Source organism: Reyranella sp. (genome assembly GCF_044224635.1).
Classification (GTDB): domain Bacteria; phylum Pseudomonadota; class Alphaproteobacteria; order Reyranellales; family Reyranellaceae; genus Reyranella.
Genome location: NZ_JBGAKA010000003.1, coordinates 140084 through 165903 on the forward strand (window position 1 = coordinate 140084; position 25820 = coordinate 165903).

29 protein-coding genes, 1 pseudogene and 2 riboswitches are annotated in these 25820 nt (G+C 66.7%); of the genes and pseudogenes, 11 read left to right on the forward strand and 19 right to left on the reverse strand.

Features of this window, described 5'->3' with window-relative positions:
* Positions 1–2 precede the first annotated feature (2 nt).
* Positions 3–641, forward strand: coding sequence for an isochorismatase family protein (locus ACILR9_RS04265; protein WP_395708654.1), 639 nt, complete (start codon positions 3–5; stop codon positions 639–641).
* 1 nt (position 642) lies between these two features.
* Here the strand turns inward: ACILR9_RS04265 and ACILR9_RS04270 are convergent, their stop codons facing one another.
* On the reverse strand, positions 643–1101 hold the full coding sequence (locus ACILR9_RS04270; RefSeq protein ID WP_395708655.1) for a YbaK/EbsC family protein: 459 nt from the start codon (positions 1099–1101) through the stop codon (positions 643–645).
* Positions 1102–1184: 83 nt separating this feature from the next.
* On the opposite strand from ACILR9_RS04270, the gene ACILR9_RS04275 reads away from it, so the two are divergent.
* The gene (locus ACILR9_RS04275) at positions 1185–1550 is read left to right on the forward strand and encodes an MliC family protein (RefSeq protein WP_395708656.1); all 366 of its coding nucleotides are present in this window, start codon (positions 1185–1187) and stop codon (positions 1548–1550) included.
* A 21-nt stretch (positions 1551–1571) separates the two neighbouring features.
* Here the strand turns inward: ACILR9_RS04275 and ACILR9_RS04280 are convergent, their stop codons facing one another.
* Positions 1572–1925, reverse strand: a complete 354-nt coding sequence (locus ACILR9_RS04280; protein WP_395708657.1) for a hypothetical protein — start codon at positions 1923–1925, stop codon at positions 1572–1574.
* Positions 1926–2089: 164 nt separating this feature from the next.
* Here ACILR9_RS04280 and ACILR9_RS04285 point away from each other — a divergent pair, with 164 nt between their 5' ends.
* A complete protein-coding gene (locus tag ACILR9_RS04285) occupies positions 2090–2398 on the forward strand; it encodes a hypothetical protein (RefSeq protein WP_395708658.1) in 309 nt (102 codons plus the stop codon).
* Here ACILR9_RS04285 and ACILR9_RS04290 read toward each other — a convergent pair.
* The 6 genes from ACILR9_RS04290 to ACILR9_RS04315 all read right to left on the reverse strand — a co-directional run bounded on the left by ACILR9_RS04290 (position 2395) and on the right by ACILR9_RS04315 (position 7799).
* Complete coding sequence (locus ACILR9_RS04290; RefSeq protein ID WP_395708659.1) at positions 2395–3642, reverse strand: alpha/beta fold hydrolase; 1248 nt, start codon at positions 3640–3642, stop codon at positions 2395–2397. The two genes, ACILR9_RS04285 and ACILR9_RS04290, sit on opposite strands and share 4 nt — an antisense overlap.
* 2 nt (positions 3643–3644) lie before the next feature.
* Positions 3645–4610 (reverse strand): Bug family tripartite tricarboxylate transporter substrate binding protein, encoded by a 966-nt coding sequence (locus ACILR9_RS04295; protein ID WP_395708660.1) that lies wholly within the window; start codon positions 4608–4610, stop codon positions 3645–3647.
* Positions 4611–4711: 101 nt separating this feature from the next.
* Entirely contained in the window at positions 4712–5377 is a 666-nt protein-coding gene (locus tag ACILR9_RS04300; protein WP_395708796.1) for an amino acid ABC transporter permease, read from the reverse strand.
* On the reverse strand, positions 5374–6081 hold the full coding sequence (locus tag ACILR9_RS04305; protein WP_395708661.1) for an amino acid ABC transporter permease: 708 nt from the start codon (positions 6079–6081) through the stop codon (positions 5374–5376). The genes ACILR9_RS04300 and ACILR9_RS04305 overlap by 4 nt, the downstream gene beginning before the upstream one ends.
* A 136-nt stretch (positions 6082–6217) precedes the next feature.
* Complete coding sequence (locus ACILR9_RS04310; RefSeq protein WP_395708662.1) at positions 6218–6958, reverse strand: amino acid ABC transporter ATP-binding protein; 741 nt, start codon at positions 6956–6958, stop codon at positions 6218–6220.
* On the reverse strand, positions 6951–7799 hold the full coding sequence (locus ACILR9_RS04315; protein ID WP_395708663.1) for a transporter substrate-binding domain-containing protein: 849 nt from the start codon (positions 7797–7799) through the stop codon (positions 6951–6953). The genes ACILR9_RS04310 and ACILR9_RS04315 overlap by 8 nt, the downstream gene beginning before the upstream one ends.
* 88 nt (positions 7800–7887) lie before the next feature.
* Between ACILR9_RS04315 and ACILR9_RS04320 the strand changes: the two genes are divergently transcribed.
* Positions 7888–8553, forward strand: a complete 666-nt coding sequence (locus tag ACILR9_RS04320) for an aspartate/glutamate racemase family protein (RefSeq protein ID WP_395708664.1) — start codon at positions 7888–7890, stop codon at positions 8551–8553.
* Positions 8554–8786: 233 nt separating this feature from the next.
* Here the strand turns inward: ACILR9_RS04320 and ACILR9_RS04325 are convergent, their stop codons facing one another.
* The 5 genes from ACILR9_RS04325 to ACILR9_RS04345 all read right to left on the reverse strand — a co-directional run bounded on the left by ACILR9_RS04325 (position 8787) and on the right by ACILR9_RS04345 (position 13781).
* Complete coding sequence (locus ACILR9_RS04325; protein ID WP_395708665.1) at positions 8787–9575, reverse strand: hypothetical protein; 789 nt, start codon at positions 9573–9575, stop codon at positions 8787–8789.
* 60 nt (positions 9576–9635) lie between these two features.
* Positions 9636–10265, reverse strand: a complete 630-nt coding sequence (locus tag ACILR9_RS04330) for a flavin reductase family protein (protein ID WP_395708666.1) — start codon at positions 10263–10265, stop codon at positions 9636–9638.
* A gap of 13 nt (positions 10266–10278) precedes the next feature.
* Positions 10279–11229, reverse strand: a complete 951-nt coding sequence (locus tag ACILR9_RS04335; RefSeq protein ID WP_395708667.1) for an N-carbamoyl-D-amino-acid hydrolase — start codon at positions 11227–11229, stop codon at positions 10279–10281.
* 118 nt (positions 11230–11347) lie between these two features.
* Positions 11348–12817 (reverse strand): dihydropyrimidinase, encoded by a 1470-nt coding sequence (gene hydA / locus ACILR9_RS04340; RefSeq protein ID WP_395708668.1) that lies wholly within the window; start codon positions 12815–12817, stop codon positions 11348–11350.
* Positions 12818–12821: 4 nt separating this feature from the next.
* Positions 12822–13781 carry a dihydrodipicolinate synthase family protein gene (locus ACILR9_RS04345; protein ID WP_395708669.1) on the reverse strand — a complete coding sequence of 320 codons (960 nt, stop codon included), beginning with the start codon at positions 13779–13781 and terminating at the stop codon, positions 12822–12824.
* Positions 13782–13893: 112 nt separating this feature from the next.
* Between ACILR9_RS04345 and ACILR9_RS04350 the strand changes: the two genes are divergently transcribed.
* Positions 13894–14832, forward strand: a complete 939-nt coding sequence (locus tag ACILR9_RS04350) for an ABC transporter permease (protein ID WP_395708670.1) — start codon at positions 13894–13896, stop codon at positions 14830–14832.
* Positions 14833–15168: 336 nt separating this feature from the next.
* Here the strand turns inward: ACILR9_RS04350 and ACILR9_RS04355 are convergent, their stop codons facing one another.
* Positions 15169–16209, reverse strand: a complete 1041-nt coding sequence (locus ACILR9_RS04355; RefSeq protein WP_395708671.1) for a TIGR03617 family F420-dependent LLM class oxidoreductase — start codon at positions 16207–16209, stop codon at positions 15169–15171.
* Positions 16210–16293: 84 nt separating this feature from the next.
* Between ACILR9_RS04355 and ACILR9_RS04360 the strand changes: the two genes are divergently transcribed.
* Entirely contained in the window at positions 16294–16533 is a 240-nt protein-coding gene (locus ACILR9_RS04360) for a type II toxin-antitoxin system VapB family antitoxin (protein WP_395708672.1), read from the forward strand.
* Positions 16533–16937, forward strand: coding sequence for a type II toxin-antitoxin system VapC family toxin (locus ACILR9_RS04365; RefSeq protein ID WP_395708673.1), 405 nt, complete (start codon positions 16533–16535; stop codon positions 16935–16937). Before ACILR9_RS04360 ends, ACILR9_RS04365 begins: the two co-directional genes overlap by 1 nt.
* A gap of 30 nt (positions 16938–16967) precedes the next feature.
* Here the strand turns inward: ACILR9_RS04365 and ACILR9_RS04370 are convergent, their stop codons facing one another.
* On the reverse strand, positions 16968–17660 hold the full coding sequence (locus ACILR9_RS04370; protein ID WP_395708674.1) for a dienelactone hydrolase family protein: 693 nt from the start codon (positions 17658–17660) through the stop codon (positions 16968–16970).
* A gap of 253 nt (positions 17661–17913) precedes the next feature.
* On the opposite strand from ACILR9_RS04370, the pseudogene ACILR9_RS04375 reads away from it, so the two are divergent.
* Positions 17914–18438, forward strand: a pseudogene (locus ACILR9_RS04375) (hypothetical protein); the annotation flags it as partial.
* 114 nt (positions 18439–18552) lie between these two features.
* On the opposite strand, the gene gcvPB reads toward ACILR9_RS04375, so the two are convergent.
* The 4 genes from gcvPB to gcvT are packed head-to-tail and all read right to left on the reverse strand — an operon-like array spanning position 18553 to position 23035.
* Complete coding sequence (gene gcvPB / locus ACILR9_RS04380; RefSeq protein WP_395708675.1) at positions 18553–20169, reverse strand: aminomethyl-transferring glycine dehydrogenase subunit GcvPB; 1617 nt, start codon at positions 20167–20169, stop codon at positions 18553–18555.
* The gene (gene gcvPA / locus ACILR9_RS04385) at positions 20169–21515 is read right to left on the reverse strand and encodes an aminomethyl-transferring glycine dehydrogenase subunit GcvPA (protein WP_395708676.1); all 1347 of its coding nucleotides are present in this window, start codon (positions 21513–21515) and stop codon (positions 20169–20171) included. The genes gcvPB and gcvPA overlap by 1 nt, the downstream gene beginning before the upstream one ends.
* A gap of 11 nt (positions 21516–21526) precedes the next feature.
* Positions 21527–21904, reverse strand: coding sequence for a glycine cleavage system protein GcvH (gene gcvH, locus ACILR9_RS04390; RefSeq protein WP_395708677.1), 378 nt, complete (start codon positions 21902–21904; stop codon positions 21527–21529).
* 9 nt (positions 21905–21913) lie between these two features.
* Positions 21914–23035 (reverse strand): glycine cleavage system aminomethyltransferase GcvT, encoded by a 1122-nt coding sequence (gene gcvT, locus ACILR9_RS04395; RefSeq protein WP_395708678.1) that lies wholly within the window; start codon positions 23033–23035, stop codon positions 21914–21916.
* A 58-nt stretch (positions 23036–23093) separates the two neighbouring features.
* Positions 23094–23186: riboswitch (glycine riboswitch) on the reverse strand.
* Positions 23187–23189: 3 nt separating this feature from the next.
* Positions 23190–23286: riboswitch (glycine riboswitch) on the reverse strand.
* A gap of 440 nt (positions 23287–23726) precedes the next feature.
* On the opposite strand from gcvT, the gene ACILR9_RS04400 reads away from it, so the two are divergent.
* The 3 genes from ACILR9_RS04400 to ACILR9_RS04410 are packed head-to-tail and all read left to right on the forward strand — an operon-like array spanning position 23727 to position 25650.
* The gene (locus ACILR9_RS04400; protein ID WP_395708679.1) at positions 23727–23981 is read left to right on the forward strand and encodes a hypothetical protein; all 255 of its coding nucleotides are present in this window, start codon (positions 23727–23729) and stop codon (positions 23979–23981) included.
* Complete coding sequence (locus tag ACILR9_RS04405) at positions 23948–24523, forward strand: TetR/AcrR family transcriptional regulator (protein ID WP_395708680.1); 576 nt, start codon at positions 23948–23950, stop codon at positions 24521–24523. Before ACILR9_RS04400 ends, ACILR9_RS04405 begins: the two co-directional genes overlap by 34 nt.
* An 11-nt stretch (positions 24524–24534) precedes the next feature.
* A complete protein-coding gene (locus ACILR9_RS04410; protein ID WP_395708681.1) occupies positions 24535–25650 on the forward strand; it encodes a hypothetical protein in 1116 nt (371 codons plus the stop codon).
* Positions 25651–25820: the final 170 nt, after the last annotated feature.

Sequence of the window (25820 nt, forward strand, 5' to 3'; positions counted from 1 at the left end):
ACATGACCGACGACGATTATGCACGACGCAGCTATGGCGAGATCTCGGTCGGCACGGGCGAAAAACCCGGGATCGTGGTGGTCGACTTCCAGCTCGGTTTCACCGATCCGCAATATCCGCTCGGCGGGGCACCGCTGGTCCTGCGGGCCGTCGAGAACACGGCGAAACTCCTGAAGGTCGCCCGTCAGGTCGGCGTTCCAGTCGCGGTGTGCAACACCGCCTACATGAACGAGCGCGAAATGCCTTACTGGAAGATCACGGCGGTCAAGCAGACCTTCCTGCACGACCATCCCAGCACGGCGCTCGATCCGCGCATCTACGAGCCGTCCTATGATCTCAAGGTCACCAAGAAGGGCCCGTCCATCTTCTTCGAGACCGGCGTCGCCAACTACTTCATGAAGGAGCGGGTCGACACGATGATCGTGACGGGCTGCAACACCTCGGGATGCATCCGCGGCACCGCGCTCGACAGCTTCAGCCACCGTTTCCGCACCCTGGTGCCGGAGGATTGCGTCGGCGACATCGAGGAAGGTCCGCATCACGACAACCTGCGCGACATCGGCCGGCGCTATGTCGACGTCACGGACCTGGCGTTCTGCGTCGACTACCTGGAACGCTGGGGCAGGCGCAACAGCGCGTGACCTAGCCGCAGACGTCGACCCACTCCGCCCCGACCAGCTCGGCCAGGCGCGCCGGGCTGATGCGCAGCGCGCTGCTGATCGAGCCTGCCGCCGGATAGACGTCGTCGAAGGCCTTGAGCGAGATGTCGCAATAGATCGGCAGCGACGCCGCCAAGCCGAACGGACAGACGCCACCCACCGGATGGCCGGTGATCGCCGTCACCTCGTCCGCCGTCAGCATCCTCGGCTTGCCGCCGAGCACCGCTTTGGCCTTCTTGTTGTCCAGGCGGGCCTCGCCGCCGGTCACCAGCAGCAGGTTGCGGTCCTTGACGCGCAGCGACAGGGTTTTGGCGATCTGCGCCGGCGCGACGCCCAGCCCGGCTGCCGCCAGCGCCACGGTGGCGGTGCTGCCGTCGAGCTCGACGATCGAGATGTCGGGCGCATGCTGGGCGAGGAAGGCGCGGACGGACTCGAGGCTCATGAACGCGGTTCTCACAGGCTTGATGTTGATGGTTCAGATACATAGCAATGCGAGCACGCCTGTCCAAATGCGAGGAGGTTTCCGTGCTCCGCACAACAATCGGCAGTATGGCATTGCCGCTGCTGCTCATCGGCTCGGCATGGGCGCAGCCCGCCGCCCCGGTGAGCACCGTGCGCTACGCATGCGCGCAGGGACGAACGCTGACAGCCGAGTACTTCACCGGCCCGACGCGCACCGCGCCCAGTGGCGCGCCGATTCCCGGCGGCCATGTCGTCCTGACCCTGGCCGACGGCAAGAAGCTCACCCTGCCGCAGACGCTGTCGGGTTCCGGCATCCGCTATGCCAACCCGGACGAGTCGTTCGTCTTCTGGAGCAAGGGCGACACCGCTTTCGTCGAGGAAGGCGCCAACCGCGCGGTGACCTACGCCGACTGCGTCGGCAGGAAGTAGCCGATCGAGCGTCCGGCAGGCTTAGAGCTGGAAGAACCAGAAGCCGGCGAAGCCGCCGACCGTCAGGACCATGCCGAGATACTTGAAGAAGCGTGCGGATTGAGCCTCCAGCAGCCGCTGCCCGCGCCGTGCCGCCCGCTCCGCCCGCGACATCTCGGCCTGCGTCCTGACCTGTTGGGCAAGGAAGCCGGGTGACGCGCCGGCTCCGACCGCGCCGTCCTGCTCCAGATCGACGCGCGTGCTGACGAACCAGATCACCAGGCCGATCACGCCGACGCCGAAGAAGCTCGTGTAAGCCACGATCATGAAGGCCACGACCGAGGCAAACAGCCAGCAGCCGACGGCGATCGCATTGAGAATGGATCTGCCGGACATCGGGGCCAGTATACAGCGTCCGGGTCCCGGCTGGGAGCGCGCCACTCCTGTGGCGCTCTGGCCGACCGGCGTCCCTTGTGACGCTCCCGCCGGTGGCCCATATCACTCGCATGCGAACCACTCTCCTTGCCATGGTTGCAATGGCCCTTTTGAGCAGCCCGGCAATGGCCCAATTGGCACCCGGCTCGGTCGGCAATGGCGGACGCATTCCCGACACGATGTCGCCCGGCGCCCTGCCGCCGCCGCCCACGATGCCGGCGCCGTCGAACCCCTCGCCGGCCCCCTCGGCGTCCTACGGCAATCGCTATCCCAATACCGAGTCGCTCTCGCGCGATCGTGTCGAATCGCAAGGCTATCGCGTGCAGCGGATCACGCCGCAGAACAACGGCTCGTGGAAGGCAGAAACCCGGCGCGACGGCGTGCCCAGCCGGGTCATCATCTATCCCGACGGGCGCATGGTCGAAGAGCGCTAGGCTGGCGCCTCGGCGATGATACGATCGAGAATCGGCAGGAGATAGCGGCGGAACTCGACCGGGCTCTCCGACATGGGAAAGTGCCCCATGCCGCGCATCACCTCGAAGTGCCGCGCCTTGGTGATGCGCGCGACCTCGGCCGTGAGCTCAGGCGTCGCCGAGAGGTCGTACTCGCCGGTCAACAGATAGAGGGGGCACTTGGCATCGAGCGCGTCGAGCGCCGCGTTACGCAGATCGCCGTCCGTGAAGTAGTAGTGGATGTCGCCCAGGAAGACCGACGGACCACCTTGCATGTAGTGCCACAGGGTCTCCCATCGGTCGGCGACGGGCGCCGTCGGCGCGATCAGGCAGGCGACCGTGCCCGCAGCCGCTTCCTGGCCGTGCACGTCGGGCCGGAACATGAAGCCGAGATCGCGCAGCCTTGTGTCAGCGCCGGCATCGGCATGCGTCGCCGACTGCAGGCCGATCGCCGCCCGGAAATACGCGCCGTGCCGCAGGGCCAGATGCAGCACCGCCCGGCCGCCGATCGAGCATCCCATGACCACCGGACGATCGAGCCTCAGGGCGCGCGACACCGCCATGACGATGTCGACATAGCCGTCGGTCGTGAGTTGGTAGGCCTCGTGCTCGAAGCCGGGCGGCGGCGATGACTTGCCGTGCCACGGCAGGTCGAAGGCAATGACGCGATAGCGCCGCGTGATGTCGGCATCGTTCAGCAGCGCGCGATACTGCCGACCATCGGAGCCCGCGGTGTGCAGGCACAGCAGGGGAATGCCCTGCCCTGCTTCCTCGAAGTAGAGCCGGTGCGGCTTGCCGTGGAAGTCGAGCCGCAGATAGCGGCCGATGATTGGCTCGATGACCGGCACGCCGACCGGCGCCACCGAATCAGAGGCCGCCTCCGGCCGCAGCACGGCAAACACCTGCTCGAGGAACAACAGGTTGCGGCCCCAGGCCAGCACGTCGCCGTCGATGGTCATGTGCCCGAGGCGCTGCATGCCGACGAGGCTCTGGAATCCTACCGGCGGGACGGGCTTGGCGAACTCGGCCCACGTGCCTGGGGCAGCGGCGAGGCCGAAGGCCGCGGCTGGCGCCGCGCCCAGGCTCACCGCGATGCCGTCGCCGATCCGCACGCCGACCAAATCGTCGCCGCTCCTCACGGTCAATGACAGGTTGGCGAGCTCGGCCCGCCGTTGCAGGGCCGGACTGCCGTCCAGTGCTTTCGCAAGCCGCTTGAAGTCGACCATGCTCAGTTGCCCACTTTGATGTTGGCGTCCTTGATCACCTTCTCCCACTTCGGGATGTCGGCGACGATGGCGGCGCGGGTTTCCTCGGCGGTGCTGCCGACGACCTCGAGGCCGATCGCCAGGAACTTCTTCTGGATCTCCGGATCAGCCAGAACCTTGAGCGCATCGGCACGGATCTTGTCGAGGATCGGCTTGGGCGTGCCGGCCGGCGCCATCAGGGCGAACCACGAGATCGCCTCGAAGCCGGGGAACCCCTGCTCCGCCACCGTCGGCAGGTTCGGCGCGCCCGCCGCGCGCTTCTGGGCGGTGATGGCGAGCCCGCGCACCCGGCCATCATTGACGAACGGCATGGCGGCACCGGCGTTCTGGATTCCGACCGGCACGACACCGCTCATGACGTCGGTGAGGTTGGCGCCGCGATAGGGAATGTGCTCCATCTTGATGCCGGCAAGGCTGCTCAGCAATTCGCCGGCGACGTGCTGCGGCGTGCCGACGCCGGGCGAGCCGTAGCTCAACTTGGCCGGGTTGGCCTTGGCATAGGCGATCAAGTCGGCGAGCGACTTCACTGGCAGGTCGTTGTTCACCATGAGGATGCTCGAGGTGACCAGGGTGGTGCTGATCGGCGCCAGATCCTTCAACGGATCGAACGGCAGCTTCTGCAGGCTGGGCAGGATGGTAATGGCGGCATTGCCGGACCACAACAGCGTGTAGCCGTCAGGGACGGCCTTGGCCACGCGGTCGGTGCCAATGGCGCCGGAGTTCCCGGGCACGTTCTCGACCACGACCGGTTGCCCCCACATCTCGGCAAACTTGTGGGCGAATATCCGGCCGCTGACGTCGGTGGCGCTGCCGGCGGTGAAGCCGACCACCAGCTTGACGGGTTTGTCCGGCCAGTTGGTCTGGGCGGCCAGCGGCGAGACGACGAGGGCAAAGGCAAACGCGGCAACGAGTCGGCCAAACAGGCTCATGGACGCTCCTCCCATATCGCGATCTCGGCGAACGACCGGATCGTGTTGTTGATGTCCATCCTTGCACTTGCGCCTGGCTCGCGCGAGCGTCTGCTGCGCGGTCAGCGTCGCCCAGCGAGTGCCCGGTTCTCCAGGCGGCTCAGCAGGCGGACCAGCGGCCAGAGCAGCAGGAAATAGACGATGGCCGCCAGCACGATCGGCGTAGGGCTGTAGGTCACGCTCTGCGCCTGGCGGGCCTGGAACAGCAGCTCGGGAACGGCGACGACGCTGCCGAGCGACGTGAGCTTCACCACCTCGAGGGTGTTGGACAAGAGGTCGGGCAGGACGTTTCGGACGGCCTGGGGCAGCACAATGTAGGTCATCGCCTGCAGACGGCTGAGCCCGGTTGAGCGCCCCGCCTCGACCTGACCGGCCGGCACCGACTCGATGCCGGCGCGAAAGATCTCGCCGTAGTAGGCGCCGGTGTTGAGGAAGAAGGCTATGGCGACGCAGGCGAAGCCGCCGAGTTCCAGGCCGGCGAAGGGCAGGCCCGCGAACAGCAGGATCAGCAGCACCAGCGGCGGAAAGGCGCGGAAGAAGTCCACCCAGGCCATCAACGGCCAGCGCACCAGCGGATGATGGATGGTGGCGAGCAGCGCGAGCATCAGGCCACCCAGCAGGCCGAGCGGCACCACGATCAGCGACAGCACGACGGTGTTCCACAGGCCGGCCAGCACGATTGGCCAGATCGCAGCGATGATCTCGGGATTGAGAAAGGTCTCGATCATCGCTTCCACGCGAACTTCGTCTCGATCCAGCGCGCCGCGACCACCACCGGCAGGAACAGGATGATGTAGGCGGCGGCTCCCATCATCAGCGGCGACGGGTTGTATGAGTTGGACACCGCCGAGCTCGCCTGCCCCAGGATCTCGGTGACCGCCACGACCGTGCCCAGCGCCGTGCCCTTGGTGATGGCGATGGTGCGGTTGGTGAGCGGCGGGATGGTGAGCCGCAACGCCTGCGGCAGGATGACGTTGATCAGGGTCTGCCAGAACGACAACCCGGTCGAGCGCGACGCCTCCCACTGGCCGCGCGGGATCGAGGTAATGCCGGCCCAGAAGATCTCCTCGGAGAAGGCCATCAACACGAAGGCGAGCGACAGCCATGTCGACACGAATCCGGAAGGCGACAGCCCCGCCGCCGGCAGGCCGAAATAGATCAGCACGATGATGACCAGCGGCGGCAGCGAGCGGAACAGGTCGACAATGAAGATGATCAGCCAGTTGAGCGGCCGGATCGCCAGCGCCCGCAACAGCGCCAGCACCAGGCCGGCGAGCAGGCCGCTGATCACGATCAGCACGGCGAGCTCGATGGTGACCACCATCCCCGACAGGATGTCGGGGTAGTATTTCAGCATCACCTTCGCATTGAAGAAGGTGTCGACGAAGCGATCCCAGGTGCTCATGGCGCGCGGCCAGCGGACTTGCCCCACTCCGTCATCCTGAGCGCAGCGAAGGATCTCATCGCCAGAAGGCCCACAGAACGCCCATGGCAACTGGCGATGAGATCCTTCGCTGCGCTCAGGATGACAAGAGAGACGCGCATTCGCTTCACGAAGTGCAAGGCCATCAATGCCGCTGGATCTGGCCGATGAAGGCGCGGGTGCGGTCCTGGGTCGGGCTCTCGAAGATGGCGGCGGGCGGCCCCTGCTCCACGATCAGGCCGTGATCCATGAACACCACGCGGTCGGCTGCGTTGCGGGCGAAGCCCATCTCGTGGCTGACCACGATCATGGTCATGCCGCTCTGGCGCAGGTCGCGCATGACCTCGAGCACCGAGCCGACCAGCTCCGGATCGAGCGCCGAGGTCGGCTCGTCGAACAGCATGACGCGCGGCTCGAGCGCGATCGCGCGTGCGATGGCGACGCGCTGCTGCTGGCCGCCCGAGAGTTGCCCCGGCGTGTGGCCGGCGCGGTCGACCAGGCCGACGCGCTTCAAGGCTGCGAGACCCAGCTCGTCGGCCTCGGCGCGCGACTTGCCCACCACCTTGCGCAGCGCCAAGGTCACGTTGCCCAAAGCCGTCATATGCGGATAGAGATTGAACGACTGGAATACCATTCCGATGCGCTGGCGGGCATGGTTGATGTCGGTGCGCGGGTCGAGCATATCGATGCCGTCGACCACGACCGAACCGGAGGACGGCTCCTCCAGCCGGTTGAGGCAGCGCAGCAACGTCGATTTGCCCGAGCCCGACGGCCCGATGACGAACACCAGCTCGCGCTCGGCCACCGTGAGATCGACCCCCTTCAGGACATGAAGGATGCCGAAATGCTTGTGGATGTCGCGCGCGGCGACGATCGGTTCAGCCACACTTCAGCTCGTGCGGCGTCGGATCGTAGCCTGGCATGCCCGGCACGCCGTAACCTGGCGTGATGACGACGGCGAGATCGTCGGCTTCCGGCTTCTTGTTGAACCACTTCTCGTAGAACTTGGCCATGGTGCCGTCCTTCTTCATGCAGTCGAGCGCGTCCTGAAGCTCGGCACGAAGCTTGGGATTGTTCTTCGGGACGGGCGCGGCCCAGTGGGCGCGCGTGTCCTTGAGCTCGAGGTCGGCGACGAACTGCGGATTCTTCGAGGCGGCGAAGACGATGGTGGTGTTGCCGCCCAGGGTGGCATAGGCGCGACCCGAAAGAACGGCCTGGGTGGCATCGGGCTGGGTATCGTAGACCTGCACGGTGAAGCCGTGCTTCTCGCCCATCGCCTTGCTGAGCGTCTCGTAGGGCGTGCCCTTGTTGACCGCCACCGATTTGCCCTTGAGATCCTCCCAGCTCTTGATCGGCGGCGTGCCCTTCTTGATGCCGAACTGGAAGGCGGTCCACAGGTAGCCCGCCGTGAACAGCATGTTCTCGGCCCGCTCCTTGGTCACCGTCGTCGGCGCGGCGATGAAGTCGTAGCGGCCGGCCTGCATGCCGGGGATCAGCGTCGAGAAGCTCACCGAGTCGATCACGATGTCGCGCTTCATGCGGCGCGCCGCCTCGGTGAAGACGTCGATCTGGAACCCCTCGGTGCCGCCGCCCAGCTTGGGCATAGCGTGCGGCGCGAACGTGCCGTCGACCCCTGTGCGCAGCGGCGGCTGTTTGTCCTGCGCGAGGAGCGGCGCCGCTCCGATAAGCGTCGCGAACGCGACGGCCGCCAAGCGACGTTTCAGCATCTGAAGTCCCTTCCTTCCAAGAAATCCCCGTGGATTCACCGTAGAACACGCGTTGCTGAATGGCAATTTACAGGCCATCTTGGGAGCCATGTCCGACCGCATCCTCGTCATCAATCCCAACTCCACCGAAGCCGTCACCCGCGGCATCGACGCCGCCATGGAGCCGCTGCGCCTGGCGGGCGGCCCGGCCATCGAATGCGTCACCCTGAAGGAAGGTCCGCCCGGCATCGAAAGCCAGGCCCATGTCGAGCAGGTCGTGGCGCCGATTGGGGACATGGTGAAGAAGCGCGACAATGATTGTTCGGCCTTCGTCATCGCCTGCTATTCCGATCCCGGTCTGCATGCCGCGCGTGAGCTCACCACCAAGCCGGTCCTCGGCATCGCCGAGTGCGGCATCCTGACCGCGCTCACCCTGGGGCAGCGCTTCGGCGTGATTTCCATCCTGCGCAAATCCATTCCGCGCCACCTGCGCTATGTTGGCCAGATGGGCGTGAGCGAGCGCATGGCCGGCGACCGGGCCATCGGCCTCGGCGTCGTCGAGCTCGCCAATGAGGCCACGACGTTTGCCCGCATGGCCGAGGTTGCCGCCGAGTTGCGCGACGAGGACGGCGCCGACGTCGTGGTCATGGGCTGTGCCGGCATGGCGCGCTACCGCGACCGCCTGCAGCGCCATGTCGGCCTGCCGGTCGTCGAGCCGAGCCAGGCCGCGGTGTCGATGGCGATCGGCCGCTCCCGGCTGGGCTGGTCGGCCTGATCGACCGGCCAGGCAGCCTCCCAGCGCACCGCGGCGGCGTTGCGAAGCTCATTGCTGGGAGCGCGCCGCTCATAGGCGCTATCTAACTTTTGCTTCTCCTCCCCAGCTTCGCTGGGGAGGTGTCGCCGTCTTACGGCGACGGAGGGGTCATGGGCAGCCCGATTGTGGCTCATGACCCCTCCGTCCGCGAAGACGCGGACACCTCCCCCGCGAAGCCGGGGAGGAGACGCGAACTACTCCCGGCGGAACTCGTGCTCGAAGTTCAGCCTGTCGCGGCAGATCGCGAGCGTGTCGCTGACGCGCCGGCAGGTCAGGCTGTTGGGTGGACCGTTCCAGCTGGTCTGAGTGGGATTGCACCGGACGGCAGGTTGTGTCGTGCCGAGCGAATTGTCGTTGCCGAATCGCGCGGTGATCGGCGCAGTGCAGGTGATGGTGCCCGTCCCCGGGCACTGAGCCGTCGTCTGCCGCTCGCCGTTGCCATTGCTGCCGAAGCAGATGCGGCCGGCCCTGACCGCGCATCGTTGCGTGCCTCCGGCCACCCCGATATTGCCCTCTGTGTCGCGACCCAGGCGCCAGCAGCCCTGCAGCATCCCGAGATCCTTCTGCGCCCAGCGATCGGCGGGTAACGGCGGCGGTGGCGGTGGCGGTGCCGTAGCGACCGGTGGCGGCTTGGGGCGCTCCACGGGCTTGGGCGGTGGGGCAACCGGCTTCGGCGGTTCAACCGGCTTGCACTGCGCCAGCTTTGCCTTGAGCTCTGCTTCGAGCGCCGCGACTTCGGTGCGAAGCTTTTGGCCGTCGGCCTCGGCGTGATCAAGTGACGCCTTGAGGATCGGCGTTGGATCAGGCGGTGGCTCCGGCGCGGGAGGCGCCGGCGTCTCATGCGTGGAGACGCTGGTAAGCGGGCCGACCGGCGCGCATGCTCGCAAGAACCACGAGCCGATCAGCAGGGCCAGGATGAGCAGCAGGCCCATCAGCAGCGCGGCCAGCCAGCGTGGCCGGTCTTCGTGGGAGAGCGCGGTCATTGCTCGTACGCGGTTTGCTGCCGCCGAGCTTACACCGTCCCTCCGGCACGGTGTCAGTGATCAATCTGCGGCAGCCGCCTTCTTTGGCCCTTCCGCTGCCGGAAAAACGACGCGATCGTCGGTCCGGCAATAGCGATCGGCGAACATGCGACCGATCGGATGGTACTTCTCCATGTGCACGCGCATCGCCTTGGGGTCCCACAGCTCGTCGCGGATGTGGAAGCGCAGGCCTTCGCCGATGATGAGCTGGCGGTCGTCCTTGACGTTCAACACCTGCCAGGTCTTGCACTCCATCGCCCATGGCGCGTCGGCCAGCCGCGGCGGTGCGATGTCGACCGACGGCGCGAGCTTCAGTCCAAGATAGTCGGGCTCGCCGATATCGGGCGGGAAGTCGCCGCTCGAATCATGCATCGCCCGCGCCAGTGGCTCGTCGGTAAGGTTGACCACGAACTCGCCGGTCCGCTGAATGTTGATCCAGGTATCTTTCAGGCGCCCGTCCGGCCGCTTGTTAACGGCGACCATGACGAGCGGCGGATCCTCGGCAAAGACATTGAAGAAGCTGAACGGCGCGGCATTTACCGTCCCGGTCAGACCGATCGTGGTGAGCCAGGCGATCGGCCGGGGCAGCACGAAGGAGATCAGGACCTTGTAGCGTTCGTGCTGACTCAGCTCGGAAGCGGCGTATTGCATCTCTCGGGACCCTCTAGTTGCTCGGCTCGACCTTCACGCCGGTGCGCTCGACGATCAACTTGTAGTGCTCCGGCCGGCGATGCTTTGCGAAGTTGAACGTGGTGTTGCGGATGTATTCGCCGAGCTCCATGTCGCAATCGTAGGACACGACCTCGTCTTCCTCGGTCGTCGACTTGGCGACGATCTCGCCGGTCGGTGCGACGATCGCCGAGCCGCCGTGCAGGCTGAAGCCGTCCTCCTTGCCGGCCTTGGCCGTCGCCACGACCCAGATGCCGTTCTGGTAGGCGGCCGCCTGGATGGAAAGATTGTGGTGGAACACGCGCAGGTACGGCGGCTCCTTAGGCGCGTAGACGTTGTCGGTCGGCGTGTTGTAGCCCAGCACCACCATCTCGGCGCCCTTCAACCCCATGACGCGGAACGTCTCGGGCCAGCGCCGGTCGTTGCAGATGCATTGGCCGATGATGATGTCCTCCTTGAACATCTTCCAGACGTTGAAGCCGAGATCGCCGACCTCGAAATACTTCTTCTCGAGATGCTGGTAGGGCGCTGCCGGGCGGTGCTCGGCGTGGCCCGGCAGATGGACCTTGCGGTACTTGCCGACGGTACGACCGTCCGGCCCGACCAGGATCGAGGTGTTGAAGCGATGCGGGCTGCCCTCCTCCTCGGTCAGCTCGGCATAACCCAAATAGAAGCCGATGCCCTTGGAACGCGCCAGCTCGAACAGGGGCAAGGTCTCCGGGCTCGGCATCTGCGCCTCGAAGTACTTGTCGACCTCGGCCTGGTCCTCCATCCACCAGCGTGGGAAGAAGGTGGTGAGTGCCAGCTCGGGGAACACGATGAACTTAGAGCCGCGGGAGTCCGCTTCCTTCAGCATCTCGACCAGGCGTGCGACCACGCTCTTGCGGCTGTCGGCGCGATTGATCGGGCCAAGCTGGGCGGCGGAGACCTTTAGACGACGGGACACAGCATCACTCCTCTTTCTCGGTCATCCTGAGCGCAGCGAAGGATCTCATTGCCAGAGCCCAACGCGCCCGCGGCGAGCGGCGACGAGATCCTTCGCTGCGCTCAGGATGACAATAAACTCAAAACAGCGGCTTGGCGCCGAAGCGGCTCATCGCCTGCAATTCGGGCGCCGTCTGGCCTTGCGGCTTGGCCGAGTCCGGCGATGCGCACGGCAGGAACTGGCCCGAGCCGCGTGCGGCGCTGAGCTTGCCGTCTTCGACCACGACGCGGCCGCGGCTCACCACGGTGATCGGCCAGCCCTTGATCTCGCGGCCCTCGTAGGGGCTGTAGCCGACATTGTCGTGCAGGTCCTTCCAGCGGATGGTGACGTCCTTGTCGGGATCCCATACAGCGAAGTCGGCGTCGGAACCGACGGCGATCGTGCCCTTGCGCGGATAGAGTCCGTAGAGCTTGGCATGGTTGGCCGAGGTCAGGGCGACGAATTGCTGCAGCGTGATGCGGCCCTTCTGGACGCCTTCGGAGAATAGCAGCGGCAAGCGGATCTCGAGGCCTGGCACGCCGTTGGCCATCTCCTTGAAGGTCGTCTTGTCGCCCTTGGGGATCTTGCCCTTCTCGTTGAACTGGTAGGGTGCGTGATCCGACGAGAAGGTCTGGAACGTGCCGTCCTTGAGCGCGGCCCATACCGCTTCCTGTGCCGCTGAATCGCGCGGCGGCGGGCTGCAGCACCACATCGCGCCTTCGACACCGGGCTTGTCCATGTCGTCGGCCGTCAGCCCGATATATTGCGGGCAGGTCTCGCCGAAGATCTTCAGGCCTTTCTTCTGCGCCTGGCGCAGGGTCTCGATGGCCTCGATCTCGGACATGTGCACCAGCAACAGCGGCGCATCGACCAGGCGCGCCAGCGAGATCGCCCGGTTGGTCGCTTCGGCCTCGGCGACCCTTGCATGGGCGATGGCGTGGAACTTGGGCGCGACATGGCCCTGGTCGACCAGGTGATGCGCCAGCCACTGGATCATGTCGTGGTTCTCGGCGTGCACCATGACCAGCGCCCCCTCGCGCCGCGCCAGCGCCAGGATATCGAGCATCTGGTAGTCGCTCACCTTGAGCGCGTCGTAGGTCATGTAGATCTTGAACGACGTGTAGCCGTCCTTGATCAGCGCCGGCAGCTCCTGGCCCAGCACCTGCTCCGTCGGATCCGAGATGATGAGATGGAAGGCGTAGTCTATCACCGCCTTGGGCGTCGCCGCCTCGTGATAGTCCTTCACGACCTGGCGCAGCGACATGCCGCGGTGCTGGGCGGCAAATGGAATGACGGTCGTCGTGCCGCCGAAGGCCGCCGACACCGTGCCGGTGTAGAAATCGTCGGCGCACATCACGCCCATGCCCGAGCGCTGCTCGATGTGGCAGTGACTGTCGACACCGCCCGGCAGGACGAACTTGCCCGCGGCATCGATCTCGCGCGTCGCAGTCCCCTTCAAATCGTGGCCCTGAGCGGCAATCTTGCCGTCCTTGACGGCGATGTCGCCCTCGGTCTGCCGTTCGGCCGTGACGATGCGCGCGTTGCGCACGATCAGATCATAGTCGGCCATGTCCCTACTCCGCCGCGATCCGGCTCGGCCGGCCGGCCGCCGCCAGCCGGCGCTCCAAGCGCGCCGTAAGACTGTCGAGCTCGGCGCGGTCGGTCGCCGTCAAGGATGAGCCCGGCACCCGCTGCTTGGGGCTGCGGATGGCGCCGCGGCGGAACAGGACCTCCTTGCGCAGGGCAAGCCCGATCGACGGTTGCTGCTCATGCCGCACCAGCGGCAGGTAGAGGTCGAAGAGGTCTTCCGCCTCGCTACTCTTGCCGGCCGCAAACAGGTCGTAGACCTGCACCAGCATCTCCGGCCAGGCGAAGCCGGTCATGGCGCCGTCGGCGCCGCGCTGCATCTCCTGCGGATAGTAGAGGCCGCCATTGCCGACCAGGATCGACACGCGCCGGCGGCCCGGCTTTTTCTCGCCCTCCCGCACGCGCGTCAGCTTGGCGAGGCCCGGCGCGTCCTCGTGTTTCAGCATCACCAATTGCTTGAAGTCGTCGACCAGGCGCTCGAACACCGACGGCGCAAGATAGACTCCCGTGGTCTGCGGATAGTCCTGGTAGACGACCGGGATGTCCGGACCGAGCTCCTTGAAGACCTGCGCGTAGTAGTTATAGACGCCGTCGTCGCCCTTGAGGCCCTGTGGCGGCGCCACCATGACGCCGGCCGCGCCGGCGACCATGGCTTCGTGCGCGAGCCGGCGCACGTTTTCGAGGCCAGCGTGGCTCGCCCCGACAATGACCTGCCGACCCTGGGCCCGCGCGATCACGCGCGTGACGACGGTGAGCGATTCTTCGGCAGTGAGCTTGTGCGCCTCACCCATCATGCCCAGCAGGGTGAATCCATGTACGCCACAGCCCAAATAAAAATCGGTCAATGAATCGATGCTGTAGAGATCGAGGGCGCCCTCATCCGTAAAGGGCGTCGCGGCGATAATGAAAACGCCCTTCGCCTGTTCGTTCAGTTTTCCTTGAACCATAAGCCACGCTCCCCGGCGCATTTCTTGCTGCGATCATGCCAGCCGCACGGCTCTTGTCGAGCATCACGGCGTCGGTCAGTGTCGAATCCGGAAGGGAGCAATACTGCAAATTATGGCGCGACACATCGCCCATCGATTGATGATTTCGCTGCCGGTCCTGCTGGGTGTGCTGCTGATCGGCTTCCTGTTGCTGCAGGTCGTGCCGACCGATCCGGCGACGGTGCTGGCCGGTCCGACGGCCACGGCCGCCGAGGTTGCCGCGATCCGCCAGCAGCTCGGCCTCGACCAGCCCCTGTGGGTTCAGTTCTCCCGCTATCTCAGCCGCGTGCTGCAGCTCGATCTCGGCCGGTCGATGATCTCCAACCGGCCGGTCTCGGAGGAGATCGCCCTCACTTTCTGGCCGACCGTCGAGCTGATGCTGGCGTGCCTGGTCTGGGCGGTACCGCTCGGCATCGCGCTCGGCACCCTGGCCGCGCGGCGACGCGGCACGCTGGTCGATCGCGCCATCATGGCGCTTTCGGTGATGGGCGTGTCGGTGCCGGTGTTCTGGGTCGGCCTGCTGCTGATCCAGCATGTCGGCGGCGCCGGCCTGCTGCCCTTCCAGGGGCGCAATGGTCCTATCTGGAGCGGCGCCGGACTGCTGAGCCTCATCCTGCCGGCGGTCACGCTGGGTGCCGTGTTCGTCGGCCCGGTGGCGCGCATGACCCGCACCTCCCTGCTCGAGACGCTGGGAGCCGACTATGTGCGCACGGCACGCGCCAAGGGCGCCTCCGACTGGCGGGTCACCATCCACCACGCTCTGCGCAACGCCATGATCCCCGTCGTCACCCTGGTCGGCCTGCAGATCGGCTTCCTGCTCGGCGGCTCGATCGTCACCGAGACCATGTTCGCCTGGCCGGGCGTCGGTCGCATGGCCGTGGGCGCCATCACCTCGAGCGACTTCCCGTTGGCCCAGGGTGCCATCCTGGTGCTCGCCGTGGGCTTCATGATCGTCAATCTGATCGTCGACGTGCTCTACGCCTACCTCGACCCGCGGATTGCGCGGTCATGAAGGCACCGGCAATCCCCATGCTCTTCGCGACCGCTGGGAGCGCGCCGCTCATGGGCGCCAACTTAACTTTCGCTTTTCCTCCCCAGCTTCGCTGGGGAGGTGTCCGCGTCTTCGCGGACGGAGGGGTCATGAGCCACAGTCAGGCTGCCCATGACCCCTCCGTCGCCGTAAGACGGCGACACCTCCCCAGCGAAGCTGGGGAGGAGAAGCGAAAGTCAGCGCCTATAGGCGCGCCACTCCAGTGGTCCAGTCTTCTTCGCGAAGACGCGCGACTGGAGTCGCGCGCCCCCGGCAACAGACATGTCCATCGCTATCGCACGGGACGAGCGCGCGCCGTCACGCCTGATGCTGATAGCGCGTCGGGATGCGGCCGAGGTCCTGCACGAGATCGGGCGGAAGGTCGGATGGCTTGGCCGAATTGGCGCTGGCGCTGATCGAATCGACCAGGCCGCCGAAGCGCTGGCTGATCGCCTTCTCGAGCTGGTCGTGGCGACCGACCGCGGCGAACAGATGCACGACGTCGTCGGAGACTTCCTTGGCCATCTCGTTCCACTGCCCGGCGCGCGTCATGGCGTTGAGCTTCCTTCCGAGATCACCCAGCCCATGCGCCTCGAAGACCGGCCAGTAGGCCGGTGTCGAGCCGTAGAACGCCACGCGGTAGCGCACCCAGTCGAACAGCTCGGCGACCGCGGCATCATCCTTGCCGGTGACGACGAAGCCGCCGCCCGAGATCTCGAACGACTCGCGCGTGCGCCCGCGCGCGGCGAGCCCGGCCTCGAGGATCGGCATGATGCTTTCGGTCAGGTACTTGCGCGTGCAGAAGGCGTGGAGCTTCACGTCATCCGATTCTTCCGCCGCCACCTTGAGCATGGCCGGCCCCACGGCAGCGACGCCCAAGCGCGGCAACGATCCCTCGTACGGCTCGGGCACGAAGTTCGGCGTCATCAGCGTGAAGGTGTAGTGCTTGCCTTCATAGGCAAGCTTGCTGCCCTCCTTCCACGCTTTCCAGATCGCCCGCACTGCCTGCACGTACTCGCGGATGCGCGGCGCCGGCGGGCTCCACGGCACCGAGAAGCGCCGTTCGTTGTGGGCGCGCACCTGGCTGCCGATGCCGATCGTGACCCGGCCGCCACCGTAGCTCGCCGCCATATCCCAGCCGATATTGGCGACCGCCATCGGCGAGCGCGCGAAGGCGATGGCGACCCCGGTGTGCAATTCGAGGCGCTCGGTGTCAGCGCCCGCGACGGCCAGCGACAGGAACGGCTCGTGCTTGTTCTCCTGCGTGCTGACGCCGGTGTATCCCGCCGCCTCGATCGCCTTGGCCGCCGGCCCGACCTTGCGCAGATCCTCCTGCGGCAGCGTGGTGAAGATGCGCACTTGGCCTTTCCTCCGTCATCGATCTTGATTTGGGCAATCGTCTACACAATATTGTGTAGACGTAAAGAAGAAGTGACTTCGACAATGCCTCTGAACATCCGAAACGAACACGTCAATCAGCTTGCAGAATCGCTGGCCAACCGTCTTCGGCTGACGAAAACGGAAGCGGTCAGAGTCGCCCTCGAGAACGAACTGCATCGTCTCGACCGGACTATACCGCTGAGAGAACGCCTGCGGCCTCTGCAGGAGCGAGTTCAGAAATGGCCAAAGACGGGTCTACAAGCTGACAAGGAATTTTTCGACGATCTGAGCGGCGAGCCCTAATGTTCGTCGATGCATCGGCTATCCTTGCCATCCTGAACAGGGAGGCAGAGTCGGCCATATTCGCCAATGTTCTCGACCGCGGTCCCTCGCGGATCACCTCGCCGATTGCGATCTTCGAAACGACCCTCGGCCTGTGTCGTGCCGCGCACGTATCGGTCGAGGAGGCAGCCGCCACCGTCACCGAGTTCCTGCAAGCGACCGACATCGACTGTGTTGCAATCACACAAGAGGATACGCGGGCCGCGCTCGTTGCGTTCGCGCGCTATGGCAAAGGACGCGGCCATCCGGCCCGGCTCAACATGGGTGACTGCTTCGCCTATGCGGCGGCACGTACCCGCGGCGTGCCCCTCCTCTACAAGGGCAACGACTTCACAAGGACCGATATCGAGTCTGCCGTCCCCTGATCGCTTACTCTGTCGCTCCGCGTCGGCATCTCACCCGGGAACGGGCAGATATCTCGCCAGGAAGCGCCTGGCCTCCTCGAAGCTCGGCTTCGCCGCCTCCTCGGAATAGCCGGGGTGGGTGCGCACGGCGAAGCCGTGGCGAGCGCCGTCGTAGAACACGAAGCTGCAGACCTTGCCAAGGGTTCGCATCCGCGCCTCCATCCGACGCATGTCCGCCATCGGCGCCCGCTCGTCCTCCGTGCCGTGCAGGACCAGCATGGGGACGTCTACGCCCCCGGCGAGGTCGTAAGGCTCGACGCCTGGCTGAGCCCCCGCCGGCCGGAAGGCGAAGCCGTGGAAGACGACGACGACGCGGATTTCCGGGTGCGCTCGCGCCGCCATGACCGCATGCACCCCGCCGCGACAGAATCCGAGGACGGCCAGCCTCTCGAGATCGGCCTCAGCGACCGATCCCAGGAAGGACATCGCGCCCTGCAGGTCAGCGTACACGGGCTCGTCCGTCGGATCGATCCCACGAACCTTCCAGCCATGCACCAGCGCGACATAGCCCCATTCGGCGAGTCGCTGGGCGATCTCCGTGTACCCGTCGTCGGGACCAGCGACACCCCGGAGAATCAACACCACCGGATGGGGCCCGTCACCGTCCGGGATGGCCAAATATGACGGGATGCGCGTCACCCCGTCTCCGCTCGTGAACGTCACTGACTCCAGCCGCACGGTCATGACCGACCTCCCCGATTGCGATGAACAGGCCGGCACACCCGCGCCGCAAACCTAAGCTGTCACGTCGGGACCATTGTGCGGCGGACGAGTCAGCGAATGCAATCTCGACACTCGCAAGGTTAGCGCTCTCTGTCGCACCAGCGACCGGGTCGAACGATTCAGCAATCGGCTCGACCGATATTGTCGAGCTGCGACGCGCTACGAGCGCCATTGAAGGGTGGCGACTTCCGGCGTGCCCTCGCTGGTATCAGACATGAGCCCGGTCGCCCCCTTCTTCGTCGTCTCGGCGATCACCGCCCTCTCGCTCGTGACGACCTTCAGCGTACGACCGGCGCCCATCACGGCACAGGGGCAGAAGCCTGCCGTCGGCACCACGAAACTGCTGACCGGCACCACCGGCCCGTTCTTCGTCGTGGCGCTGCTCTTGATGACCTGCATGACGCTGGCGCAACAACTCGTCGCCTTCCAGATGCAGGACACGCTGGGCCTGTCCGCCGCCGCAAGCGCTGCCCAGGCCGGCCAGATCCTGACCGTGACGGCGCTCTGCATGCTGGCGGGACAATGGTCGATCGCGGCAGGCCTCAGCGGAACCAACACCCGGCCGATCGTCGCCGCCGGTGCCGCCTGTGGCGTCGCCAGCATGATCGCGCTGGTCTGGGGTGTTCAGGCGCCCAGCCTCGCCGCCTTCTACATCTCGGCGGCATTGCTCGGGTTTTCCCTCGGCATCCTGCTGCCGACCAATGCCGGATCACTCAGCCTCGCCTTGCCGCGGACCAACCAGGCCCAGGCCGCGGGATTCCTCGGATCGGCGCAAGGCAGCGGCCGTATCGCCGGCCCCCTGCTCGCCACCGCTCTCTACACCTCCCCAGCGAAGCTGGGGAGGCGGATAATGCTACTCCGCTGCCTGCTTCAGCGGATCGCCGCCCGGCGGGTTGTTCGACGGGCGCCAGCGCAGCACCGGTTTGCGGGCCGCGAGCGTCTCATCCAATCGACGGCGCGGGGCGAGGCGCGGGGCGGCCTTGAAGGCCTCGGCCTCGGTGCCGCTCTTCGCGCGCTCGGCGAGCGAGCGCAGGGCGGCGATGAAGAGGTCGAGATCCTCCTTGGCCTGGCTCTCGGTCGGCTCGATCAGCAGGGCGCCGTGGACGACCAGCGGGAAGTACATCGTCATCGGATGGTAGCCCTCGTCGATCATCGCCTTGGCGAAGTCGAGGGTGCTGACGCCGGTGTCCTTGAGGAAGCCGTCGTCGAACAGCGCCTCGTGCATGCACGGACCGTCGAACGCCGGCGTCATCACATCCTGCAGGCGCGCCTTCACGTAGTTGGCCGACAGCACCGCGTCCTCGGCAACCTGGCGCAGGCCGTCGGCGCCGTGGCTCATGATGTAGGCCAGCGCGCGGGTGAACATGCCCATCTGGCCATGGAATGCCTTCAGCCGGCCCAGGGGCGTGCCCCCTATCCTCGCCGAGTTGGGCGTGGCGCTGCCTTCCTCGGCGATGCGCCAGCCGCTGCCGTCCTTGACGATCCACGGATAGGGCGCGAAGGGCGCCAGCGCTTGCGACAGCACGACCGGCCCCGCGCCCGGACCGCCGCCGCCATGCGGCGTCGAGAAGGTCTTGTGCAGGTTGATGTGCATGCAGTCGACGCCGAGATCGCCCGGCCGCACGCGGCCGACGATGGCGTTGAAGTTGGCGCCATCGCAGTAGAAGAAGGCGCCCGCCGCGTGCACGGCCTTCGAGATCTCGATGATCTCGCTCTCGAACAGGCCGCAGGTGTTGGGGTTGGTCAGCATGATCGCCGCCACGTCGGGGCCGAGCGCCGCGGTGAGGGCGGCGAGATCGACGCGGCCGCGATCGTTGGCCGGGATCGGCTTGACCGTGAAGCCGAGCGCCGCCGCCGTGGCCGGGTTGGTGCCGTGCGCCGATTCGGGGGCCAGCACCACGGTGCGCTGCTTGCGCTCGCCGCGCGCCTCGAGGGCGGCGGCAATCGCCATCATGCCGCACATCTCGCCGTGCGCACCGGCGGCCGGCGACATCGCCACCGCCGGCATGCCGGTCAGCGTCTTGAGCCAGTGCGCCAGCTGGTCGATCAGCTCGAGCGCGCCCTGCACGGTCGAGACCGGCTGAAGCGGATGCAGGTCGCCGATGCCGGGCAGCCGCGCCACCTTCTCGTTGATCCGCGGATTGTGCTTCATGGTGCACGAGCCCAGCGGATAGACGCCCATGTCGATGGCGTAGTTCTTCTGGCTGAGCCGCGTGTAGTGCTGCACGACCTGCGGCTCGCTCAAGCCCGGCAGGCCGATCTCGCCGATGCGGCGCAGGCCGTTCAGGCGATCCTTCACCTTGGGCGGCTCAGGAAGATCGACGCCGGTGCGGCCGGGCTGGCCCTGCTCAAAGATCAGCTTCTCCTCGATCTGCAGCGCGCGATTGCCGGTGACGGTGGCGGCAGCGTCCGAGGCCGCGCCCACGGGTGCGCCGCTGCGGCCCTGCGAGCGGTCGAGCGACTGGACCATCACAGCACCTCCTTCAGCCCGGCGATCAGCGGCGCCATGCCGGCCTCGGTCGCCGTCTCGGTCGCCGCCAGCAGCAAGAGAGTGTCGACCGACGGATCGTCGGGGATCAGGCGCGATACCGGCACGCCGGCCAGGATGCGCTTGGCGGCCAGCGCCTCGACCACCGGCGCGGCCGGCCCGGGCAGGCGCACGGTGAACTCGTTGAAGAAGCTCTCGTTCAGCAGCGTCACGCCGGGCAGTGCGGCGACACGCTCGGCGAGCTCGCAGGCCTTGGCATGGTTGAGCTCGGCCAGCCGGCGGAACCCGGCCTCGCCCAGCAGGCTGAGATGGACCGTGAAGGCGAGCGCACAGAGGCCGGCGTTGGTGCAGATGTTCGACGTCGCCTTCTCGCGCCTTATGTGCTGCTCGCGCGTGCTGAGCGTCAGCACGAAGCCGCGCTTGCCGTCGGCATCGACCGTCTCGCCGACCAGCCGGCCCGGCATCTGGCGCATGTATTTCTCGCGCGTGGCGAACAGGCCGACATAGGGGCCGCCGAAGCCCAGGCCGTTGCCGATCGACTGGCCCTCGCACACCACGATGTCGGCGCCCATCGTGCCCGGCGCCTCGATCAGGCCGAGCGAGACGATCTCGGTCACCACCACGATCAGCAGTGCGCCCGCGGCCTGGCAGGCGGCGGCGAGGCGCGAGAAATCGCGCACATGGCCGAAGAAGCTCGGGTTCTGCACGACCACGCAGGAGGTCTGCTTGTCGATCCTGTCGATCAGCGTCTCGAGGCCGGCGGCGTCGGGCGCGGCGCAATCGACCGTGAAGCCTTCCCAGTGCGCCGCGGTCTCGATGATGCCGCGATACTGCGGATGCAGCCCGCCGGAAATCACCGCGCGGCTGCGCCGGGTGATGCGGTTGGCCATGCGCACGGCCTCGGCCGCCGCCGTCGAGCCGTCGTACATCGAGGCGTTGGCCACCTCCATGCCGGTGAGCAGCGCCACCTGGGTCTGGAACTCGAACAGGTACTGCAGCGTGCCCTGGGTGATCTCGGGCTGGTAGGGCGTGTAGGAGGTTAAAAACTCGCCGCGCTGGATCATGTAGTCGACGGCGGCCGGCACGTGATGGCGATAGGCGCCGGCGCCGATGAAGAACGGCGCGCTCGACGGCGAGACGTTGCGTGCCGCAAAGGCCTGGAAGGCGCGCTCGACCTCGAGCTCGCCCTGATGGTCGGGCAGGCCGGCGATCTTGTTTGCGAGCCGCGCCGACTGAGGCACGTCCTCGAACAGCGCGTCGATCGAGCGCGCGCCGATCGCCGCCAGCATGTCGCGGCGATCCGACTCGGTGAGGGGCAGGTAACGCATGGGCGCCCCCGTCAGCCCAGGTTCTTCACGAAGGCGTCGTACGCCTCCTCGTCCATCAGCCCGTCGAGCTCAGCCTTGTCGGCGATCCTGAGCTTGAAGAACCAGCCCTTGCCCGTCGGCTCGGCATTGACGTCGCCTGGCGAGTCGGTCAGTGCGGCATTGGCCTCGACCACCTCGCCGGAGACCGGCGCGAAGATGTCAGACGCGGCCTTGACCGATTCGACCACGGCGACCGATTCGCCCTTCTCGACCTTGCGGCCGACCTGCGGCACCTCGACGAACACCACGTCGCCCAGTTGCTGCTGGGCATAGTCGGTGATGCCGATCGTGGCGACGTCGCCGTCGAGGCGAACCCACTCGTGTTCTTCGGTGTACTTGACGCTGGCCATCGGGAGCTCCTAACCGCGGTAGTAGGCGTGTTTGACGAAAGGCATGGGCGCGATCTCGGCGGCGACCGGTTTGCCGCGCACCATGAGATCGACCCTGGTTCCGGTGGCGGCGTGCTGGCGCGCGACGTAGCCCATGGCGACGGCGCGCCCGAGCGTCGGCGCGAAGCCGCCTGACGTGACCTTGCCGACGACGCTGCCGGACACGACGATCTCCGTCCCCTCGCGCGCGATCGCCTTGCCATCCGGCAGCAGGCCGACGCGACGGCGCGGTGCGCCCTCGGCGATCTGGCGCTGGACGATCGCCGCGCCGGGAAAGCCGCCCTGCTCGCGCCGCCGCTTGGCGATGCTCCACAGCAGGCCGGCCTCGTTCGGGGTCGTCGTGGTGTCGATGTCGTGGCCGTAGAGGCAGAGACCGGCTTCGAGGCGCAGCGAATCGCGCGCGCCGAGCCCGATCGGCTTGACCTCGGGCTCGGCCAGCAGCTTGCGCGCGATTGCCGCCGCCGCGTCGGCAGGAGTCGAGATCTCGAAACCGTCGCCGCCGGTGTAGCCCGAGCGCGTGACGTAGCAGCGCGCCCCGTCGATGATCATGAAGGCGCCGGTCATGAATTTCATCGTCGCGACCTGCGGCGCCAGGCGCGCCAGAACGGCGGCTGCCTGCGGCCCCTGCAGCGCGAGGAGGCCGCGCGCGAACATCGGCTCGACCTCGCAGGTCGCGGCGAGGCTCTGCTGCAGGTGCGCGAGGTCGGCGTGCTTGCAGGCCGCGTTGACCACCAGCAGCAGGTGATCGCCGGTGCTGGTCACCATCAAATCGTCGGTGATGCCGGCCTGCTCTGTCGTGAACTGGGTGTAGCGCTGCTGCCCGGGCTCGAGGCCTGAGATGTCGCCCGGCACGATCGCCTCGAGCGCGCGCGCCGCATCATGGCCGGGCTTCGCGGTCAGCCGCACCTGGCCCATGTGCGAGACGTCGAACAGGCCGGCGGCGCTGCGCGTATGCGCATGCTCGGCAAGGATACCGGTGGGATATTGGACCGGCATCTCGTAGCCGGCGAATGGCACCAGCCGGGCGCCTAATTCGCGATGAAGGTCATAGAGCGGCGTGCGCTCGAGGGGGCCGGTTGGGTTGTCGCTCAATCGAAGTCTCCGTCGCAGCCGCGTGGCACGACGCAAGAGCTGCGCCGTTCGCGACCCCCTCTGTCCGGAGACCTGAAAGATTCGCCGGCACTTGCCGGCTTACTTCGTCGGTGGGCGGCCGGGCCTGACGGCCGGACACCACTTTCCAGAGACCCATCCTCCTGCGGTCCGTTTGCCTGAGAGTTTCCGGGGCCGGTTGCTCCTTCGGCGCCGCCCGCGAGCTGACGGGCGGTCTCTCCCACAGGGTTCGACTGGGTGGGGTGACCTTAGGGGGCCGGTCCGGCGGCGTCCACGGGGAAATCAGGCGGGACGAGACAGATCAGCGAATCCCAGCCCCCAAAGCGCCAGCTGCCCTCGCTTCGCCGAAAGCAATGGTCCCAGATGAACACAGATGAACACGGATGCTTGACATGACCGTCGGTTGAGATCTGTCACCCGAACTTCGGAACGAGACCCAAGACGTGGCTTCGGCTGGCTCCGTGTCGAGCGCCCGAGAAACTCAACTTCTAGTTTGGGCATCTGTGTGCATCCGTGTTCTCTGTGGCTAAGACTCTCGGGAGGCTTCGCCTCGGACTCACCGCGATCCCGCACCAAGCGCCGCTTTCGTACGCTACCAGAAGATTGTCGGCCTCTTGAAATTGAGTGATCACTCACTTAAATTATGAGTGCTCACTCATCTTGGAGAGCTGTCATGTTCATCCGTCGTGCCTTCACCACCCTTCACGAGGTCCAGAGCGAGGCCCTCGCGCCGGTGTCCGCGCTGATCGATTGGACCATCCCCGATCGGGCCGTCGCCAATCGGGCAATCGCCGATTGGACCATCGACTGGCGCTGGTTCAGCGAGCCCGCGTCCGATGAAGCCCTGCCCAATGAAACCTTGATAAGTGAGGGCTCCCTCATAAACTGGCCTTCATGGGCAAGGCTGACGACACCAAGGCACGGGTAGAACGGGCCGCGCTGACGCTGTTCGTCGCCCGCGGCGTCGCCGAGACGACGACGCGGGAGATCGCCATGGCGGCGTCGATCGCCGAAGGGACGATCTACCGCTATTTCCCGAGCAAGGAGAAGCTGGCGCTGGATCTCTTCCTGCGCCACCACCGCGCCCTTGCCGAGGCGCTCGACGAGGCGCACAGGCCGGCCAGGAGCCTGCGCGCCAAGATCGAGGCCATCGTCACCTGCTACTGCGACTGGGCCGACCGCGACTGGACCCTGTTCGCCTACCATCTGCTGACCCAGCACCTGTTCCTGGCGATGGTGCCGGAGGACACACCCAATCCGGTGAATGTCGTGCGCGACGTCATCGCCCAGGCGATGCGGACAGGCGACATTCCCCGGCGCGACGCCGACCTGGCGGCGGCGGCGACGATCGGCGTGGTGATGCAGCCGGCGACCTACAAGGTCTATGGCCGCTTCACCGGCCCGTTGTCGGCCCATGTCCGCTTCTTCGCCGATGCAGCCTGGGCGGTGCTGGCAACCAAGGACCGATAAGGCGGTGGGCGATGAAGCAGCCGGGTCTCCTGGTGTTGCTGCTGCTGGGGTTCTCCACCGGCGCAATCGCCCAGGTGCAGAACGTCGTCCCGCCGTCCGGCTTTGCCGCACCGACGGTACCTTCGCCCACGACTCCGCCTGCACAACCCGCGGCGCCGACCACCGCCGCTCCAGCGCCTGGCCTGACGTTCTATCGCGCGCACGATCCAACCGAGGGCGCCTTCGCCGTCGATGTGCCGCGCGGCTGGCAGGTCGAAGGCGGCACCGCGCGCCTGTCGGCGGTCGACGTGCGTCACTGGGTGCGCCTGTGGTCGCCTGATCAGCAGATCTTCGCCTTCCGCGGCGACTCCACCCTGGGCGCCTTCATGCTGCCGTCGCAGCTCACCGAAATGGCCAACATGCGCGAGGGCTCGGTCTACCAGGGCCCGGCCGGGGCGATGGTGATCCGCCGCTACCTGCCGGGGGTCGACTTCGTCAGGTTCTATCTGGGCGGCGCGCAAGCGCGATGCCCGGGCTTGCGGATCGTCGACCAGGAAAGCTTTCATCAGTCGAGCCAGCAGCTGACGGACGAGTTGAACCGCTTGTTCGGCGGCATGGCACGGTTCCGTATCGACGCCGGAGCCGTCGATTTCACCTGCGGCACATCCGGCACGGTCGGCTCGGTGACGGCGACGACGATGCTGACGCAGGTGACCGGCGCCGCCTCGCCGCCGATCTGGGTCGTGCTCGACCTCAGCGGCTTCGTCGCGCCGGTGGCGCGGGTGCCCGAGGCGGCCGAGGTCGTTGCCCGCCTGCAATCGAGCTTCCGCTATGACCCCACCTGGGCGGCGGGCCAGGAGCAGACGACACAGCAGGTCTCCGGGATCCTGCAGAGCACCCAGGATTCGATCAGCCGCACGATCTCGCAGACCTGGCAGCAACGCAGCCGCTCGCTCGACGGTGTCTTCGGGCGCGGTGCCGAAGCCCGGCGCGGCACCGTGACCATCGACGATCCCGTCACCGGCCGTCGCACGATCGCCAACAGCCACCGCTACTACTGGACCAACCCGCAGGGCCAGATCGTCGGCACCGACACCGATGCAACGCCGGGTCCGACCTACCGCCCGCTCAGAATCGTGACGCCGTAGGGCAGGCGCTCTTTTCTCCTCCCCAACTTCGTTGGGGAGGTGTCTCGGTAATCCGAGACGGAGGGGTCATGCGCCGGGAGCGCGCCACTCTGTGGCGCTCTTCTCATTCTCCTCCCCAGCGCTTCGCTGGGGAGGTGTCCGCGTAATCGCGGATGGAGGGATCAGGAGTC

Bases quoted from the DNA above. Each gene is read 5' to 3' on its own strand.
- ACILR9_RS04270 (WP_395708655.1), bottom strand. From the start codon at position 1,101: ATGAGCCTCGAGTCCGTCCGCGCCTTCCTCGCCCAGCATGCGCCCGAC.
- ACILR9_RS04345 (WP_395708669.1), bottom strand. From the start codon at position 13,781: ATGGTTCAAGGAAAACTGAACGAACAGGCGAAGGGCGTTTTCATTATC.
- ACILR9_RS04285 (WP_395708658.1), top strand. From the start codon at position 2,090: ATGGCCCAATTGGCACCCGGCTCGGTCGGCAATGGCGGACGCATTCCC.
- ACILR9_RS04405 (WP_395708680.1), top strand. From the start codon at position 23,948: ATGGGCAAGGCTGACGACACCAAGGCACGGGTAGAACGGGCCGCGCTG.
- ACILR9_RS04330 (WP_395708666.1), bottom strand. From the start codon at position 10,265: ATGCAATACGCCGCTTCCGAGCTGAGTCAGCACGAACGCTACAAGGTC.
- ACILR9_RS04400 (WP_395708679.1), top strand. From the start codon at position 23,727: ATGTTCATCCGTCGTGCCTTCACCACCCTTCACGAGGTCCAGAGCGAG.
- ACILR9_RS04295 (WP_395708660.1), bottom strand. From the start codon at position 4,610: ATGAGCCTGTTTGGCCGACTCGTTGCCGCGTTTGCCTTTGCCCTCGTC.
- gcvH (WP_395708677.1), bottom strand. From the start codon at position 21,904: ATGGCCAGCGTCAAGTACACCGAAGAACACGAGTGGGTTCGCCTCGAC.
- ACILR9_RS04365 (WP_395708673.1), top strand. From the start codon at position 16,533: ATGTTCGTCGATGCATCGGCTATCCTTGCCATCCTGAACAGGGAGGCA.
- ACILR9_RS04360 (WP_395708672.1), top strand. From the start codon at position 16,294: ATGCCTCTGAACATCCGAAACGAACACGTCAATCAGCTTGCAGAATCG.
- ACILR9_RS04410 (WP_395708681.1), top strand. From the start codon at position 24,535: ATGAAGCAGCCGGGTCTCCTGGTGTTGCTGCTGCTGGGGTTCTCCACC.
- ACILR9_RS04325 (WP_395708665.1), bottom strand. From the start codon at position 9,575: ATGACCGCGCTCTCCCACGAAGACCGGCCACGCTGGCTGGCCGCGCTG.
- gcvPB (WP_395708675.1), bottom strand. From the start codon at position 20,169: ATGGTCCAGTCGCTCGACCGCTCGCAGGGCCGCAGCGGCGCACCCGTG.
- ACILR9_RS04350 (WP_395708670.1), top strand. From the start codon at position 13,894: ATGGCGCGACACATCGCCCATCGATTGATGATTTCGCTGCCGGTCCTG.
- ACILR9_RS04370 (WP_395708674.1), bottom strand. From the start codon at position 17,660: ATGACCGTGCGGCTGGAGTCAGTGACGTTCACGAGCGGAGACGGGGTG.
- ACILR9_RS04265 (WP_395708654.1), top strand. From the start codon at position 3: ATGACCGACGACGATTATGCACGACGCAGCTATGGCGAGATCTCGGTC.
- ACILR9_RS04315 (WP_395708663.1), bottom strand. From the start codon at position 7,799: ATGCTGAAACGTCGCTTGGCGGCCGTCGCGTTCGCGACGCTTATCGGA.
- ACILR9_RS04300 (WP_395708796.1), bottom strand. From the start codon at position 5,377: ATGATCGAGACCTTTCTCAATCCCGAGATCATCGCTGCGATCTGGCCA.
- ACILR9_RS04280 (WP_395708657.1), bottom strand. From the start codon at position 1,925: ATGTCCGGCAGATCCATTCTCAATGCGATCGCCGTCGGCTGCTGGCTG.
- hydA (WP_395708668.1), bottom strand. From the start codon at position 12,817: ATGGCCGACTATGATCTGATCGTGCGCAACGCGCGCATCGTCACGGCC.
- ACILR9_RS04290 (WP_395708659.1), bottom strand. From the start codon at position 3,642: ATGGTCGACTTCAAGCGGCTTGCGAAAGCACTGGACGGCAGTCCGGCC.
- gcvPA (WP_395708676.1), bottom strand. From the start codon at position 21,515: ATGCGTTACCTGCCCCTCACCGAGTCGGATCGCCGCGACATGCTGGCG.
- ACILR9_RS04320 (WP_395708664.1), top strand. From the start codon at position 7,888: ATGTCCGACCGCATCCTCGTCATCAATCCCAACTCCACCGAAGCCGTC.